General features: G+C 64.4%; 12 protein-coding genes. All 12 read left to right on the top strand.

Annotated features, from left to right (window positions below):
* Positions 1 to 4: 4 nt before the first annotated feature.
* From nuoF to DTX69_RS19355, 12 genes are read left to right on the top strand one after another with little or no spacing between them, the layout of a single operon-like run.
* On the top strand, positions 5 to 1303 hold the full coding sequence (nuoF, locus tag DTX69_RS19410; RefSeq protein ID WP_119303210.1) for an NADH-quinone oxidoreductase subunit NuoF: 1299 nt from the start codon (positions 5 to 7) through the stop codon (positions 1301 to 1303).
* 10 nt (positions 1304 to 1313) lie between these two features.
* Complete coding sequence (gene nuoG, locus DTX69_RS19405; RefSeq protein WP_119303209.1) at positions 1314 to 3374, top strand: NADH-quinone oxidoreductase subunit NuoG; 2061 nt, start codon at positions 1314 to 1316, stop codon at positions 3372 to 3374.
* Complete coding sequence (gene nuoH, locus DTX69_RS19400; protein ID WP_119303208.1) at positions 3367 to 4398, top strand: NADH-quinone oxidoreductase subunit NuoH; 1032 nt, start codon at positions 3367 to 3369, stop codon at positions 4396 to 4398. The genes nuoG and nuoH overlap by 8 nt, the downstream gene beginning before the upstream one ends.
* Before the next feature lie 9 nt (positions 4399 to 4407).
* Entirely contained in the window at positions 4408 to 4896 is a 489-nt protein-coding gene (nuoI, locus tag DTX69_RS19395) for an NADH-quinone oxidoreductase subunit NuoI (RefSeq protein WP_119303207.1), read from the top strand.
* A 27-nt stretch (positions 4897 to 4923) separates the two neighbouring features.
* Positions 4924 to 5529 (top strand): NADH-quinone oxidoreductase subunit J, encoded by a 606-nt coding sequence (locus tag DTX69_RS19390; RefSeq protein ID WP_119303206.1) that lies wholly within the window; start codon positions 4924 to 4926, stop codon positions 5527 to 5529.
* 4 nt (positions 5530 to 5533) lie between these two features.
* Positions 5534 to 5845 carry an NADH-quinone oxidoreductase subunit NuoK gene (nuoK, locus tag DTX69_RS19385; protein WP_119303205.1) on the top strand — a complete coding sequence of 104 codons (312 nt, stop codon included), beginning with the start codon at positions 5534 to 5536 and terminating at the stop codon, positions 5843 to 5845.
* Positions 5846 to 5852: 7 nt separating this feature from the next.
* Positions 5853 to 7778: an NADH-quinone oxidoreductase subunit L gene (gene nuoL / locus DTX69_RS19380; RefSeq protein ID WP_119303204.1), complete on the top strand. Its 1926-nt coding sequence runs from the start codon at positions 5853 to 5855 to the stop codon at positions 7776 to 7778.
* Between the two features lie 7 nt (positions 7779 to 7785).
* Positions 7786 to 9387 (top strand): NADH-quinone oxidoreductase subunit M, encoded by a 1602-nt coding sequence (locus DTX69_RS19375; protein ID WP_119303203.1) that lies wholly within the window; start codon positions 7786 to 7788, stop codon positions 9385 to 9387.
* Positions 9387 to 10832, top strand: coding sequence for an NADH-quinone oxidoreductase subunit NuoN (gene nuoN / locus DTX69_RS19370; RefSeq protein WP_119303202.1), 1446 nt, complete (start codon positions 9387 to 9389; stop codon positions 10830 to 10832). Before DTX69_RS19375 ends, nuoN begins: the two co-directional genes overlap by 1 nt.
* Entirely contained in the window at positions 10829 to 11563 is a 735-nt protein-coding gene (locus DTX69_RS19365) for a biotin--[acetyl-CoA-carboxylase] ligase (protein WP_119303201.1), read from the top strand. Before nuoN ends, DTX69_RS19365 begins: the two co-directional genes overlap by 4 nt.
* Positions 11564 to 11566: 3 nt before the next feature.
* Positions 11567 to 12343: a type III pantothenate kinase gene (locus DTX69_RS19360; protein WP_119303200.1), complete on the top strand. Its 777-nt coding sequence runs from the start codon at positions 11567 to 11569 to the stop codon at positions 12341 to 12343.
* Entirely contained in the window at positions 12340 to 14010 is a 1671-nt protein-coding gene (locus DTX69_RS19355; RefSeq protein WP_119303199.1) for a ribonuclease J, read from the top strand. Before DTX69_RS19360 ends, DTX69_RS19355 begins: the two co-directional genes overlap by 4 nt.
* The last annotated feature ends 6 nt before the right edge of the window (positions 14011 to 14016 follow it).

Here is a 14016-nt window from a genome sequence, read left to right as displayed (position 1 = left end):
GATCATGCTGAAAGACCAGGATCGCATCTTCCTCAATCTCTACGGCCAGGATGATTGGCGCCTGGCCGGTGCGCGTCGTCGCGGCATCTGGGACAACACCAAGGACCTGCTCGCGCGCGGGCGCGAAGCCATCATTGACGAGGTCAAGAAGTCGGACCTGCGCGGGCGCGGTGGAGCAGGGTTCCCGACTGGCCTCAAGTGGTCGTTCATGCCCAAGCAGTCGGATGGGCGGCCGGCATACCTCGTGGTGAATGCCGACGAGTCCGAGCCCGGCACCTGCAAGGACCGCGAGATCATGCGGTTCGATCCGCATATCCTTCTGGAGGGCTGTCTGGTCGCCGGCTTCGCCATGGGCGCGGTTGCCACCTACATCTACATCCGCGGCGAGTTCTATAATGAGGCGGTCCATCTGCAAGCCGCGATCGACGAGGCCTACGATGCCGGCCTCATCGGCAAGAATGCCTGCGATTCGGGCTTCGACCACGACATCTATCTGCATCGCGGCGCCGGAGCCTATATCTGCGGCGAGGAATCGGCGCTGATCGAGAGCCTCGAGGGCAAGAAGGGCATGCCGCGTCTGAAGCCGCCGTTCCCAGCAGCAGTCGGCCTCTATGGCTGCCCGACGACCGTCAACAACGTGGAATCGATCGCGGTCACGCCAACCATCCTGCGCCGCGGCGCTGGCTGGTTCGCAGCACTCGGCCGCCCGAAGAATACGGGGACCAAGCTGTTCTGCATCTCCGGCCACGTGAACAAGCCCTGCACCGTGGAAGAGGAGATGGGCATTCCGCTCAAGGAACTGCTCGAGCGGCATTGCGGCGGCGTCCGCGGCGGCTGGGACAATCTGCTCGCCGTCATCCCCGGCGGTTCGTCCGTGCCGGTGATCCCCAAGTCGATCTGCGACGACGTGCTGATGGACTTTGACTCGCTTCGCGCCGTGCAATCCGGCCTTGGCACCGCGGCCGTCATCGTGATGGACAAGTCGACAGACATCGTCGAAGCGATTTCGCGCCTGTCGCACTTCTACATGCATGAGAGCTGCGGCCAGTGCACGCCATGCCGCGAGGGCACCGGCTGGATGTATCGCATGATGCAACGCATGGTGCGCGGCGAAGCGGAGGTGAGCGAGATCGACCTGCTGCTCGACGTCAGCAAGCAGGTCGAAGGCCACACCATCTGCGCCCTGGGCGATGCGGCGGCCTGGCCGATCCAGGGCCTGTTCCGCCACTTCCGACCCGACGTCGAGCGCCGCATCCGCGCGTATCGCGATCGGCAGGCTGGCGTGACCAAGGCAGCCGAGTAAGAGCGAACCCATGCCAAAGATGACCATCGACGGGATCGAGATCGAAGTGCCGGCTGGCATTACCGTGCTGCAGGCCTGCGAAATGGCCGGCAAGGAGATCCCGCGTTTCTGCTATCACGAGCGCTTGTCGGTCGCCGGCAATTGCCGCATGTGCCTGGTCGAGCAAGAGAAGGCGCCGAAGCCGATCGCCAGCTGCGCCATGCCGGTCGCCGAGGGCATGGTGATCAAGACAGATTCGCCGGTGGTGAAGAAGGCGCGCCAGGGCGTGATGGAATTCCTGCTGATCAACCACCCGCTCGATTGCCCGATCTGCGATCAGGGCGGTGAGTGCGACTTGCAGGATCAGGCGATGGCCTACGGCTATCACTCCTCGCGCTATCGCGAGGAGAAGCGCGCGGTCCCCGACAAGGAGTTCGGGCCGATCGTCAAGACGATCATGACCCGCTGCATCCAGTGTACGCGGTGCATCCGCTTCGCGACCGAGGTGGCGGGCGTCGAGATTCTTGGCGCGACCGGTCGTGGCGAGCACATGGAGGTCACGACCTACGTCGAGAAGACGATCAACTCGGAGCTCTCCGGCAACCTGGTCGATATCTGCCCGGTCGGTGCGCTGACCTCCAAGCCCTATGCCTTCATTGCGCGGCCGTGGGAGCTGCGCAAGACGCAGTCGATCGACGTCATGGATGCGGTCGGCTCGGCGATCCGCATCGATTCGCGCGGTCGCGAGGTGCTGCGCATCCTGCCGCGCGTCAACGACGACGTGAACGAGGAATGGCTGGCGGACAAGTCGCGCTATGCCGTGGACGGTCTGCGGCGGCAGCGGCTGGACCGGCCCTATCTGCGCGTCGATGGCAAGTTGACGCCGGCGACCTGGCCGGCGGCCCTGGAGGCGATCGCGAACCGCGTGACCGGCCTGCCGGGCAATCGCATGGCGGCGATCGCCGGCGACTTCGCCGATGCCGAATCGATGTTCGCGCTGAAGGGGCTGATGACCGAACTCGGCTCGCCCAACCTCGACTGCCGCCAGGACGGCGCAGCGCTCGATCCCAATGCGCGCGCATCCTGGCTGTTCAATTCGACCATCGCCGGCATCGAGAAGGGCGATGCCATCTTGATCGTCGGCAGCAATCCGCGCTGGGAAGCGCCGGTGCTGAACGCTCGCATCCGAAAGCGGTATCTGAAGGGCGGGCTCAAGATCGGCGTGATTGGGCCGAAGCTCGACCTGACCTATCCGTATCAGCATCTCGGCCAGACCGCCGATGTGCTGGGACAGGTTGCGTCGGGCGCGCATGCCTTCGCGGACGTGCTGAAGAACGCCAAGTCCCCGATGCTGATCCTGGGGCAGGGCGCCCTGCGCGGTCCGGAAGGTGCGGCGATGCTCGGCACCGCGCGTAAGCTGGCCGACACCTGCAATCTGGTGCGCGAGGACTGGAACGGCTTCAGCGTGCTCCAGACTGCAGCGGCGCGCGTCGGCGGCATGGAGATCGGGTTCGTGCCGCAGCCGAACGGCCGCAACGTCGCCGGCATCCTGGAGGGGACGGCGAAGGGCGAGATCGATTTCGTTTACTTGCTTGGCGCCGATGAGATCGACATGACCAGGCTGGGCAAGGCTTTCGTGGTCTATCAGGGCCACCATGGCGACGCCGGTGCGCATCGCGCGGACGTGGTGCTGCCAGGTGTGGCTTATACTGAAAAGTCCGGCATCTACATGAATACCGAGGGTAGGGCGCAGATTGCGGAACCCGCTATCGAACCGCTCGGCGAGGCCAAGGAGGATTGGGCGATCCTGCGTGCCTTGTCGGAAAAGCTCGGACATACGTTGCCCTATGACACCCTGGAGCAGTTGCGCCGCGCCTTGTTCAAGGCAGCGCCGAATCTCCAGCAACTGGGCGCGATCGTGCCGGCGAAGTGGGAGACCTTCGGCAGGACCGGCGCCGTGACGGCGCGCGCCTTCCACCTGCCGATCGCGAACTACTACATGACCGATCCAATCAGCCGCGCATCCGAGACCATGGCCAGATGCACCGACGCCTTCGTGGCGCCCATGACGGGGACCGGCACCCATGGTTGATTTCTGGTCCTCCTACGCCTGGCCGACGGTCATCATCCTGATCCAGATCCTCGCGATCGTGCTGCCGCTGCTGCTGGCGGTCGCGTATCTCACCTATGCCGAGCGCAAGGTGATGGCGGCGATGCAGATGCGTCGCGGTCCGAACGTGGTGGGGTGGTGGGGCCTGCTGCAGCCGATTGCCGACGGCCTGAAGCTGATGTTCAAGGAGACTATCATTCCTTCGGGCGCCAGCCGCATTCCGTTCCTGGTTGCGCCGATGATCACCTTCACGCTGAGCCTGATCGCCTGGGCGGCGATTCCGTTCGGTGAGGGCATCGTGATCGCCGACCTGAATGTCGGCATCCTCTATCTGTTCGCGATCTCGTCGCTTGGTGTCTACGGCGTGGTTGTGGCCGGATGGGCGTCCAACTCGAAATACCCATTCCTGGGTGCCTTGCGCTCGGCCGCGCAGATGGTGAGCTACGAAGTCTCGATCGGCTTCGTGCTGGTGACGGTGCTGCTGTGCGTCGGGTCGTTGAATCTGTCCGACGTCGTGCGGGCTCAGCAGAGCATCTGGTTTGTGGTCCCGCTGCTGCCGATGGCGGTGATCTTCTTCATCTCGGCCCTGGCCGAGACCAACCGCCCGCCGTTCGATCTCCCGGAAGCGGAATCGGAGCTGGTGGCGGGCTACTTCTCCGAATATTCGGCGATGACCTTCGCGCTGTTCTTCCTTGGCGAATACGCCAACATCTGGCTGATGAGCGCCATGACCTCGCTCCTGTTCCTCGGCGGCTGGTTGCCGATCTTCGGATGGGAGCCGTTCGCCGATGGCAGCGTCGGACAGATCATCTGGCACGGTTTGTGGTTCGCGGCCAAGATCGGCTTCGTCGCCTTCTGCTTCCTGTGGGTGCGCGCGACCTTCCCGCGCTACCGCTATGACCAGCTCATGCGCCTCGGCTGGAAGGTGTTCCTGCCGGTTTCGCTCGCCGCCGTCGTGGTGACGTCCGGCGTGCTGGTGTTCTTCGATCTGCTGCCGAACAAGTGAGGGAGCGTCATGACCGTCCTCAATCGCACGGCTAAGAGCTTCCTGCTCCAGGAACTGTTGAGCGGCATGTGGCTGACGCTCAAATACGTGTTCCGGCCGAAAGTGACCATCAACTACCCGTATGAGAAGGGGCCGCTGTCCCCGCGCTTCCGCGGCGAGCATGTGCTGCGCCGCTATCCGAACGGGGAAGAGCGCTGTATCGCCTGCAAGCTGTGCGAGGCGGTGTGCCCGGCGCTCGCCATCACCATCGAGGCGGAGCCGCGGGCGGATGGCAGCCGGCGCACCACGCGCTACGACATCGACATGACCAAGTGCATCTATTGCGGCCTGTGCCAGGAGGCCTGTCCGGTGGATGCCGTCGTCGAGGGGCCGAACTTCGAGTTCGCGACCGAGACGCGGGAAGAGCTCTTCTACAACAAGGAAAGACTGCTGGCGAACGGCGATCGCTGGGAAGCGGAAATCGCTGCCAACCTGCAGTCGGACTCGCCGTACCGCTGATCGGCGGACGATGCTGAGGGGAACGGGATGATCGTTCAGGCACTCTCCTTCTATGTGTTCGCCGCGGTCTTGATCGTGAGCGGCGTGCTGGTTGTTGCGAACCGCAATCCGGTCTATTCGGTGCTGTTCCTGATCCTGACCTTCTTCAATGCCGCCGGCCTGTTCGTGCTGCTGGGCGCCGAGTTCCTGGCCATGATGCTGGTCGTGGTCTATGTCGGCGCGGTCGCCGTCCTGTTCCTGTTCGTGGTCATGATGCTGGACATCAATTTCGCCGAGTTGCGCCAGGGCTTTGTGCGCTATGCGGGAATCGGCGCCGTTGTCGGCATCGTTCTGGTGGCGGAGATCATCTTCGTGGTGTCGAGCGGCGCGATGAGCCCGGCGGCCGGGGCGCTCGGCGGCTCGCCGATGCCGGCCGGCGTCACGAATACCGAGGCGTTGGGCAATATCCTCTACACCGACTACTTCTATCTGTTCCAGGCGGCGGGCGTGGTGCTGCTGATCGCCATGATCGGCGCCATCGTGCTGACGCATCGCGAGCGCGAAGGTGTCAGGCGGCAGCGTATCGCCGCCCAGCTGGCGCGCGACCGGCGCTCCGTCGAGATCAAGAAAGTGCCGACCGGGACGGGGATCTGACGCCATGTGGGAAATCACGCTGACGCACTACCTGACCGTCGCCGCCATCCTGTTCACGATCGGCGTGTTCGGCATCTTCCTCAATCGCAAGAACGTCATCATCATCCTGATGTCGGTCGAGCTCATCCTGCTCTCGGTCAACATCAACCTGGTGGCGTTCTCGAGCTTCCTGGGGGACATGGTGGGGCAGGTCTTCGCCATGCTGGTCCTCACCGTCGCCGCGGCGGAGGCGGCGATCGGCCTTGCCATCCTCGTGGTCTATTTCCGCAATCGCGGCTCCATCGCCGTCGAAGATCTCAACGTGATGAAGGGGTAGGGGCGCGATGGACGTCGCAATTGTTGCACTGCCGCTGCTCGGCGCGCTGATCGCGGGCCTCGGCAATCGCCGGCTCGGCGATCGTGGGGCGAACTGGATCACCAGCGGCTTGATGCTGGTGTCGTTCGTGCTGTCCTGGATCGTGTTCCTGCGCTACGACGGCAATCCGCGCGTGACCGAGCTCTTCACCTGGTTCGAGAGCGGCACGTTCGAGGCGAGCTGGGCGGTCCGCGTCGACCAGCTTTCCGCGGTCATGCTGGTGGTGGTCACCACTGTGTCGTCGATGGTGCACGTCTATTCCATCGGCTATATGGGGCACGACGAGTCCAAGCCGCGCTTCATGGCCTACCTCAGCCTCTTCACCTTCTGCATGCTGATGCTGGTGACGGCAGACAACTTCATGCAGATGTTCTTCGGCTGGGAAGGCGTCGGCCTCTGCTCGTATCTGCTGATCGGATTCTGGTTCCACCGGCCGAGCGCCAATGCCGCGGCAATCAAGGCCTTCATCGTCAACCGCGTAGGCGATTTCGGGTTCGCCCTCGGCATCATGGGCGTGTTCCTGCTGTTCGGGACGGTCGGCTTCGATGCCGTGTTCGCCGCGACCCCGGAGAAGGTCGGCCAGACGTTCCATTTCCTGAGCTGGGACGTCGACATCCTGACCACGCTCTGCATCCTGCTGTTCATCGGCGCGATGGGCAAATCGGCGCAGCTCCTCCTGCACACCTGGCTGCCGGACGCAATGGAAGGCCCGACGCCGGTATCGGCCCTGATCCATGCCGCGACCATGGTGACAGCGGGCGTCTTCATGGTGTGCCGCCTGTCGCCGATGTTCGAATACGCGCCGGACGCCAAGATGATCGTGACCATCGTCGGCGCCGCGACGGCGTTCTTCGCGGCCACCGTCGGCCTAGTGCAGAACGACATCAAGCGCGTCATCGCCTATTCGACCTGCAGCCAGCTCGGCTACATGTTCTTCGCGGCGGGTGTCGGCGCGTATGGCGCCGCCATGTTCCACCTCTTCACCCATGCCTTCTTCAAGGCGCTGCTGTTCCTGTGCGCGGGTTCCGTCATCCACGCCATGTCGGACGAGCAGGACATGCGCAAGATGGGCGGCATCTGGAAGCTGATCCCCTGGACCTACGGCCTCATGTGGATCGGCAGCCTGGCGCTGGCTGGCATTCCGTTCTTCGCCGGCTATTATTCCAAGGACATCATCCTCGAGTCGGCCTTCGCGGCGCATACCGGCGCGGGCACCTTCGCGTTCTGGCTCGGCGTCAGCGCGGCGATGATGACGGCGTTCTATTCCTGGCGCCTCATCCTGATGACGTTCCACGGCGAAACGCGCGCCGATCACGAGACCTACCACCACGTGCATGAGAGCCCGTGGGTGATGCTGGCGCCGCTGATCGTGCTGGCGATCGGCGCGGTATTCGCGGGCTTCGTCTATTACGACAAGTTCGTAGGCGAGACGATGGAAGCGTTCTGGGGCGCCTCGATCCTGTTCGCGGAGGGGAACGAGGTCACCCACCACGCGCACGACGTGCCGACGTGGGTGAAGCTCTCGCCGCTGGTTGTCGGCATTGCGGGGATCGCGCTCGCGTACCTCTTCTACATGTTCAGGACAGACCTGCCGGCGCGGCTCGCCGGGACGTTCGGCGGGTTGTACCGCTTCCTGCTCAACAAGTGGTATTTCGACGAGCTCTACGAGGCCATCTTCGTGGAGCCGGCGAAGCGCCTCGGCTTCGGCCTGTGGAAGGGCGGGGACGGCGCGATCATCGACCGCCTGGGCCCCGACGGCATCGCCAACGTCTCGCAGGACGTCGCCAGGCAGGCGACCAGGCTGCAGTCCGGCTATGTCTATCACTATGCGTTCGCGATGCTGATCGGCGTCGTTATCCTCGTCACCTGGTATCTGTTCGGCAGCGGTTGGTGAGATCGTCGTGACCAATATTCCTCATCTCCTGACCATCCTCACCTTCCTGCCGCTGGTGGGCGCGATCTTCATCGCCGGCATCCGCGGCGAGGACGAGCATGTCGCGCGCAACGCCCGCTGGGTCGCGCTGTGGACTTCAGGCGCCGTTTTCCTGCTGTCCCTGCTGCTGTGGTTCGGCTTCGATCGCTCCAATCCCGGCTTCCAGTTCGAGGAGCGCGCCGAGTGGATCCCGGCGCTCAACATCACCTACCGCATGGGCGTCGACGGCATTTCCATGCCGTTCGTGCTGCTCTGTACGCTGCTGACGCCGATCTGCGTGCTGGCGAGCTGGGAAGCGATCGAGACGCGCGTGAAGGAATACATGATCGCGTTCCTGGTGCTTGAGACCTTCATGGTCGGCACCTTCTGCGCGCTCGATTTCGTCGCCTTCTACGTGTTCTTCGAGGGCGTGCTGATCCCGATGTTCATCATCATCGGCGTGTGGGGCGGGCCGCGCCGGGTCTACTCGGCGTTCAAGTTCTTCCTGTTCACGCTGCTCGGCTCCGTTCTCATGCTGGTCGCGATCCTGACCATGTACGACCAGGCGGGCACGACTGACATTCCGACCCTGATGACCACCAAGTTCGATCCGCAGCTGCAGATCTGGCTGTGGCTGGCATTCTTCGCCTCCTTCGCGGTGAAGGTGCCGATGTGGCCGGTGCACACCTGGCTGCCGGATGCGCATGTCGAGGCGCCGACGGCGGGCTCCGTGATCCTGGCCGGTGTGCTGCTGAAGATGGGCGGCTACGGCTTCCTGCGCTTCTCGATCCCGATGCTGCCGGACGCCTCGACTACCCTGGCGCCGCTGGTGTTCGGCCTCAGCATCGTCGCCGTCATCTACACATCGCTGGTGGCGCTGGCGCAGACCGACATGAAGAAGCTGATCGCCTATTCATCAGTCGCGCACATGGGCTTCGTGACCGCGGGCACCTTCGCGCTCAACCGACAAGGAGTCGAAGGCGCGATGATCCAGATGCTGAGCCACGGCATCGTCTCCGGCGCGCTCTTCCTTTGCGTCGGCGTGGTCTATGACCGGCTGCACAGCCGCGAGATCGCGCGCTATGGCGGGTTGGTCAACAACATGCCGCGCTATGCCTTCGCTTTCATGATTTTCACCATGGCCTCGGTCGGCCTGCCGGGCACCAGCGGCTTCATTGGCGAGTTCCTGGTGATGGTCGGCGTGTTCAAGGCCAGCACCTGGGTTGCCTTCTTCATTACGACGGGCATCATCCTGGGTGCCGCCTACATGCTGTGGCTCTATCGCCGCGTCATCTTCGGCAAGCTGGAGAAGGACGACGTCAAGGCGATGCTGGATTTGAGCCCACGCGAGGTGACGATCTTTGTGCCGCTGATCCTGATCGTGCTGTGGATGGGCATCTATCCGTCGAGCTTCACGGCCATCACTGGCCCGACGATCGATCAGCTGATCTCCAACTACGAGGTGGCGGTCGGCCCGACGCAGCCGGGGTCGCTCATTGCGCCGGCCGAAGCCGCGCCGGCCGAACCGACAACGACCGAGCCGGCCACCCCAGGGCCTGCTCCGGCGGCACCGGCAGAGGGACAGCAATAATGGCCGAGCTCAATCTCCACGCCGCTTTGCCGGAAATATGGGTCGCCGTCTCCGCGATGGTGCTGTTGCTCGTGGGCGCCTACACCGGCGACCGGGCCATGCGGCTGATCGGGCTGCTGTCGATGCTCGTGATGGGCGTGGCCATCGTGGCGATGCTTGGCATCGACGTCTCGACCGTGCCGCAGCTCGCCTTCAACGGTCACTTCATCGTCGACAGGTTCGCGGTGTTCGCCAAGGTGCTGGCGCTGATCGCCGCCATGGCGTCGGTGTGGATGTCGTTCTCCTATGCGGAGCGGGAAGGGATGGCCAGGTTCGAGCTGCCGCTGCTGATGCTGCTCGCGACCCTCGGCATGATGCTGATGATCTCGGCCAACGACCTGATCTCGCTGTATGTCGGTCTCGAGCTGCAGAGCCTGGCGCTCTATGTCACGGCTGCCATCCGGCGCGATACGGTGAAGTCGACCGAAGCCGGCCTCAAATACTTCGTCCTCGGCGCGTTGTCCTCGGGCATGCTGCTCTACGGCGCTTCGATGATCTATGGCTTCGTGGGCACGGTCAGCTTCGCCGGGCTGTCGACGGCGTTGAGCGGAGCGACGGAGCCGTCCCTCGGCCTCATTGTCGGTCTTGTGTTCCTGTGCGCAGGTCTGGCCTTCAAGATCTCGGCGGTTCCGTTCCATATGTGGACGCCGGACGTCTATGAAGGCGCGCCGACGCCCATAACCGCGTTCTTCTCGGCGGCCCCGAAAGTGGCCGCGATTGCCTTGTTCACCCGCGTGCTGGTCGATGCCTTCGGCGGCCTGACGCCGCAGTGGCAGCAAATCATCTTCGCGGTCTCGGTTGCCTCGATGCTGCTCGGCGCCTTCGCCGCCATTGGTCAACGCAACATCAAGCGCCTGATGGCGTACAGCTCCATTGGCAACATCGGCTATGCGCTGGTCGGTTTGGCTGCCGGCACGCCGCAGGGGGTCTCGGGACTGCTGTTCTACATGGCGGTCTATGTGCCGATGACGCTCGGCTCCTTCGCCGTGATCCTGGCGATGCGCCAGAAGGGCCAGATGGTGGAAGAGATCGCCGACCTCTCCGGCCTCGCCAAGAGCCAGCCGTGGCTCGCGCACATCTTCGCCGCCATACTGTTCTCGATGGCCGGCATCCCGCCGCTGGTTGGCTTCTTCGGTAAGTGGATGGTGTTTGCGGCCGCCGTCAATCAGGGCCTCTATGTGCTGGCCGTCATCGGCGTCGTCGCCAGTGTGGTCTCTGCCTATTATTATGTGCGGGTCATCAAGGTGATGTATTTCGACGAGGCGGTGACCGCCTTTGACCGGGTGGACGGTTCGCTCAAGCTCGTGCTCGCGAGCTCGCTGGCGGTGGTCGTGATCGGCATTCTCTTCATCAATCCGCTGCAGAACTCCGCCATCGCGGCGGCGGCCTCGCTCTTCCCGGAATGAGCTTCGCTTTCCGGATCGAACAGGTTGCGGAGATCGACAGCACCAACGAAGCCTGCCGCCTGCGTGCCTTGACGGGGGAGGCTGCCGGCCTGGTGATTCGGGCCGATCGCCAGACCTCGGGCCGTGGCCGGCGCGGCCGTTCCTGGACGTCGCCCGCGGGCAATCTCCATGCCTCGCTCCTGCTGCGGCCGGCGCGGCCGATCGCGGAAGTCGCGGCGCTGGGGTTCGCCGCCGTCACCGCGATGGGCGACGTCGCCGAAGCGCTGCTGCCAGCCGACACGCTGGTCCAGCACAAATGGCCCAACGACCTCCTGATCAACGTCCGCAAGGCGAGCGGCACCTTGCTGGAAGCCCAGCAGGGATTTGTCGTGATCGGCGTCGGCGTCAACATCGTCGGCCACCCGGAAGACACGCCTTATCCGGCAACGGACCTGGTCGCCGAAGGTGCGCCGCCGATCTCCGCCCAGTCGTTGCTCGAACGCCTCCTGGCAGCCTTCGCGCCGCTCCATGACGTGTGGGAGGCGGATGGCTTCTCGGCTGTGCTGCCTGCCTGGCGCCGCCGCGCAGCTGGCCTTGGCGGCACGATTGAAGTACGCCTGGAGCGCGAGACCCTCACCGGCATATTCCAGGACCTGGAGCCGGACGGGACCTTGCGGTTGGTGCTGGCCGACGGGACGGAGCGGCGCATCGCCGCGGGCGATGTATACTTCCCGGCGCTGCGGAAGGACTGAGGCATGCTGCTGACGATCAACGCCAACAACACCAACGTCAAGTTTGCGATCTGCGAAGGCGATCGCATGGTCACCGATTGGCGGCTGAAGACGGATCCCGCGCGCACCGCGGACCAGTACGTGGTCTGGCTGAACCAGCTGATGCAGATGTCGGGCATGTCGCTCGGCCAGATCGATGGCGCGATCATTGCAACGGTCGTGCCGCAAAGCCTGTTTCACCTGACCATGCTGTGCGAGAAGCACTTGAAGACGACGCCGCTGGTAGTCGGCGATCCCGCGGTGAAGCTCGGCATCAAGGTGCTGATGGATATGTCGCCCCAGGATGTCGGGGCGGATCGCCTGGCCAACGCCGTCGGCGGCCACGTGCGCTACATGAAGCCGCTGGTCGTGGTGGATTTCGGAACCGCCACGACGTTCGACGTGGTCGACGGCGACGGCAACTACGTGGGCGGCGCGATCTCGCCAGGCATCAACCTCAGTCTCGAAGCCCTGCACAGCATGACGGCGAAGCTGCCGCGCATCGCCGTGGAGCGGCCGGCCAAGGCCATCGGCAAGGACACGCTGACGGCCATGCAATCCGGTATCTTCTTCGGATATGTCGGGTTGATCGAGGGCATTGTCGCGCGCATCCGGGCGGAATTCGGCGCGCCCCTTGAAGTGATCGCGACCGGCGGCCTGGCGCCCCTGTTCCACGGCGGCACGCCGGTGCTGCAGCACCTGGACCAGGAGATCACCACGCGCGGCCTCATTGAGATCTATCGCCGGAATAGCGGCGGATGACCGACGCCTTCTCGCCCAAGTCCGACGAGCTGCTGTTCCTCGCCCTGGGCGGGGCGGGCGAAATCGGCATGAACCTCAATCTCTACGGTCATGCCGGCAAATGGTTGATGGTCGATCTCGGCGTCACCTTCGGCGATGAATCGACGCCGGGCATCGAGGTCATCATGCCCGACATCTCCTTCATCAAGGAGCGCACTAGGGACCTGGTCGGCCTTGTCCTCACCCACGCGCACGAGGATCACATCGGCGCGGTGCCGTACCTTTGGCCACAGCTGAAATGCCCGCTTTATGCGACGCCATTCACGGCGTCGGTCCTGCGCCGCAAGCTGGAGGAAGCGGGTCTGGCGCGCGAGGCGCCGATCACGCTCATTCCGATGTCGGGCAAGGTGTCGCTGGCGCCGTTCGAGGTCGAGCTCATCACGCTTACGCATTCGATTCCGGAGCCGAACGCGGTGGTCGTGCGCACGCCATTGGGCGCCGTTCTGCACACCGGTGACTGGAAGCTCGACCCGACGCCATTGGTCGGCGAGGTGACGGACGAAGCGGCCTTGCGCAGGCTGGGCGAAGGCGGCGTGCTGGCGATGGTCTGCGATTCCACCAATGTGTTCGTCGAGGGTGCCTCCGGCTCGGAAGGGGACGTGCGGGAGTCGCTGCGCGAGGTCATTGGTGGGCTGAAAAACCGAATCGCCGTCGGCTGCTTCGCCAGCAATGTCGCACGTCTGGAAACCATCACCCATGTCGCGATGGAGCATGGACGGCAGGTGGCGTTGGTCGGCCGCTCGCTTTGGCGCATGGTCGCTTCGGCGCAGGAGAACGGCTATCTGAAGGGACTGCCGGAGTTCGTGGCCGAGCACGATGTCGGCTATTTTCCACGCGACAAGATCCTGATGATCTGCACCGGCAGCCAGGGAGAACCGCGCTCCGCCTTGGCCCGCATCGCACGCAAGGAGCATCCGCACGTGACGCTGGACCCGGGCGATGCGGTGATCTTCTCCTCGCGCACCATACCGGGCAACGAGAAGGCGATCGCGCGTCTGCAGAACGAGCTGACGCACCTCGATGTGCGGGTCATCACCGACCGCGAGGAAGCCGTCCACGTCTCCGGCCATCCGGCGCGCGATGAGCTGATCGAGATGTACCAGATGGTCCGGCCGCAGATCGCGATCCCGGTCCATGGCGAAGCGCGCCACATCAAGGAACATGTGGCGCTGGCCAGGGAATGCCAGGTGCCGCAGGCGCTGGAGGCCGCCAACGGCGCGATGATCCGCTTGGCCCCCGGGCCGGCGGAGATCGTCGCCGCTGTCCCGTGCGGGCGGCTAGGGCTCGACGGCAAGGCGCTGGTCCGGCTGGAAGGGGATATTCTGCGCCATCGCCATCGCATGAGCTTCAACGGCCTCATCATGGTGTCGGTGGTGCTGGACAAGCAGGGGGCGCTGCTCGCGCTGCCGCAGGTCAGTCTGGAAGGGCTGCTGGACGGCGCAGGGCTGGCAGACGACGCATCCGCACGGATGTCCGAGGCGGTCACCGACGCCATCGAAGGGCTGTCGCGCGGTCAGCTGCAAGATACCGAGGAGCTGACGGAGGTCTGCCGCCTGGCGGCGCGCCGATGGTTCCACAAGGCTTACGACAAGAAGCCGGTCACCAAAGTCCACGTCGTGCGACTGTGATCGCGC

Source organism: Dongia deserti, assembly GCF_003574735.1.
GTDB lineage: Bacteria > Pseudomonadota > Alphaproteobacteria > Dongiales > Dongiaceae > Dongia_A > Dongia_A deserti.
This window is presented reverse-complemented; position numbering and strand designations above follow the sequence as displayed.

Excerpts from the sequence above, each read along its gene's own strand:
- nuoF (WP_119303210.1), top strand. The coding sequence starts at position 5 with ATGCTGAAAGACCAGGATCGCATCTTCCTCAATCTCTACGGCCAGGAT.
- nuoG (WP_119303209.1), top strand. The coding sequence starts at position 1,314 with ATGCCAAAGATGACCATCGACGGGATCGAGATCGAAGTGCCGGCTGGC.
- nuoH (WP_119303208.1), top strand. The coding sequence starts at position 3,367 with ATGGTTGATTTCTGGTCCTCCTACGCCTGGCCGACGGTCATCATCCTG.
- nuoI (WP_119303207.1), top strand. The coding sequence starts at position 4,408 with ATGACCGTCCTCAATCGCACGGCTAAGAGCTTCCTGCTCCAGGAACTG.
- DTX69_RS19390 (WP_119303206.1), top strand. The coding sequence starts at position 4,924 with ATGATCGTTCAGGCACTCTCCTTCTATGTGTTCGCCGCGGTCTTGATC.
- nuoK (WP_119303205.1), top strand. The coding sequence starts at position 5,534 with ATGTGGGAAATCACGCTGACGCACTACCTGACCGTCGCCGCCATCCTG.
- nuoL (WP_119303204.1), top strand. The coding sequence starts at position 5,853 with ATGGACGTCGCAATTGTTGCACTGCCGCTGCTCGGCGCGCTGATCGCG.
- nuoN (WP_119303202.1), top strand. The coding sequence starts at position 9,387 with ATGGCCGAGCTCAATCTCCACGCCGCTTTGCCGGAAATATGGGTCGCC.
- DTX69_RS19365 (WP_119303201.1), top strand. The coding sequence starts at position 10,829 with ATGAGCTTCGCTTTCCGGATCGAACAGGTTGCGGAGATCGACAGCACC.
- DTX69_RS19360 (WP_119303200.1), top strand. The coding sequence starts at position 11,567 with ATGCTGCTGACGATCAACGCCAACAACACCAACGTCAAGTTTGCGATC.
- DTX69_RS19355 (WP_119303199.1), top strand. The coding sequence starts at position 12,340 with ATGACCGACGCCTTCTCGCCCAAGTCCGACGAGCTGCTGTTCCTCGCC.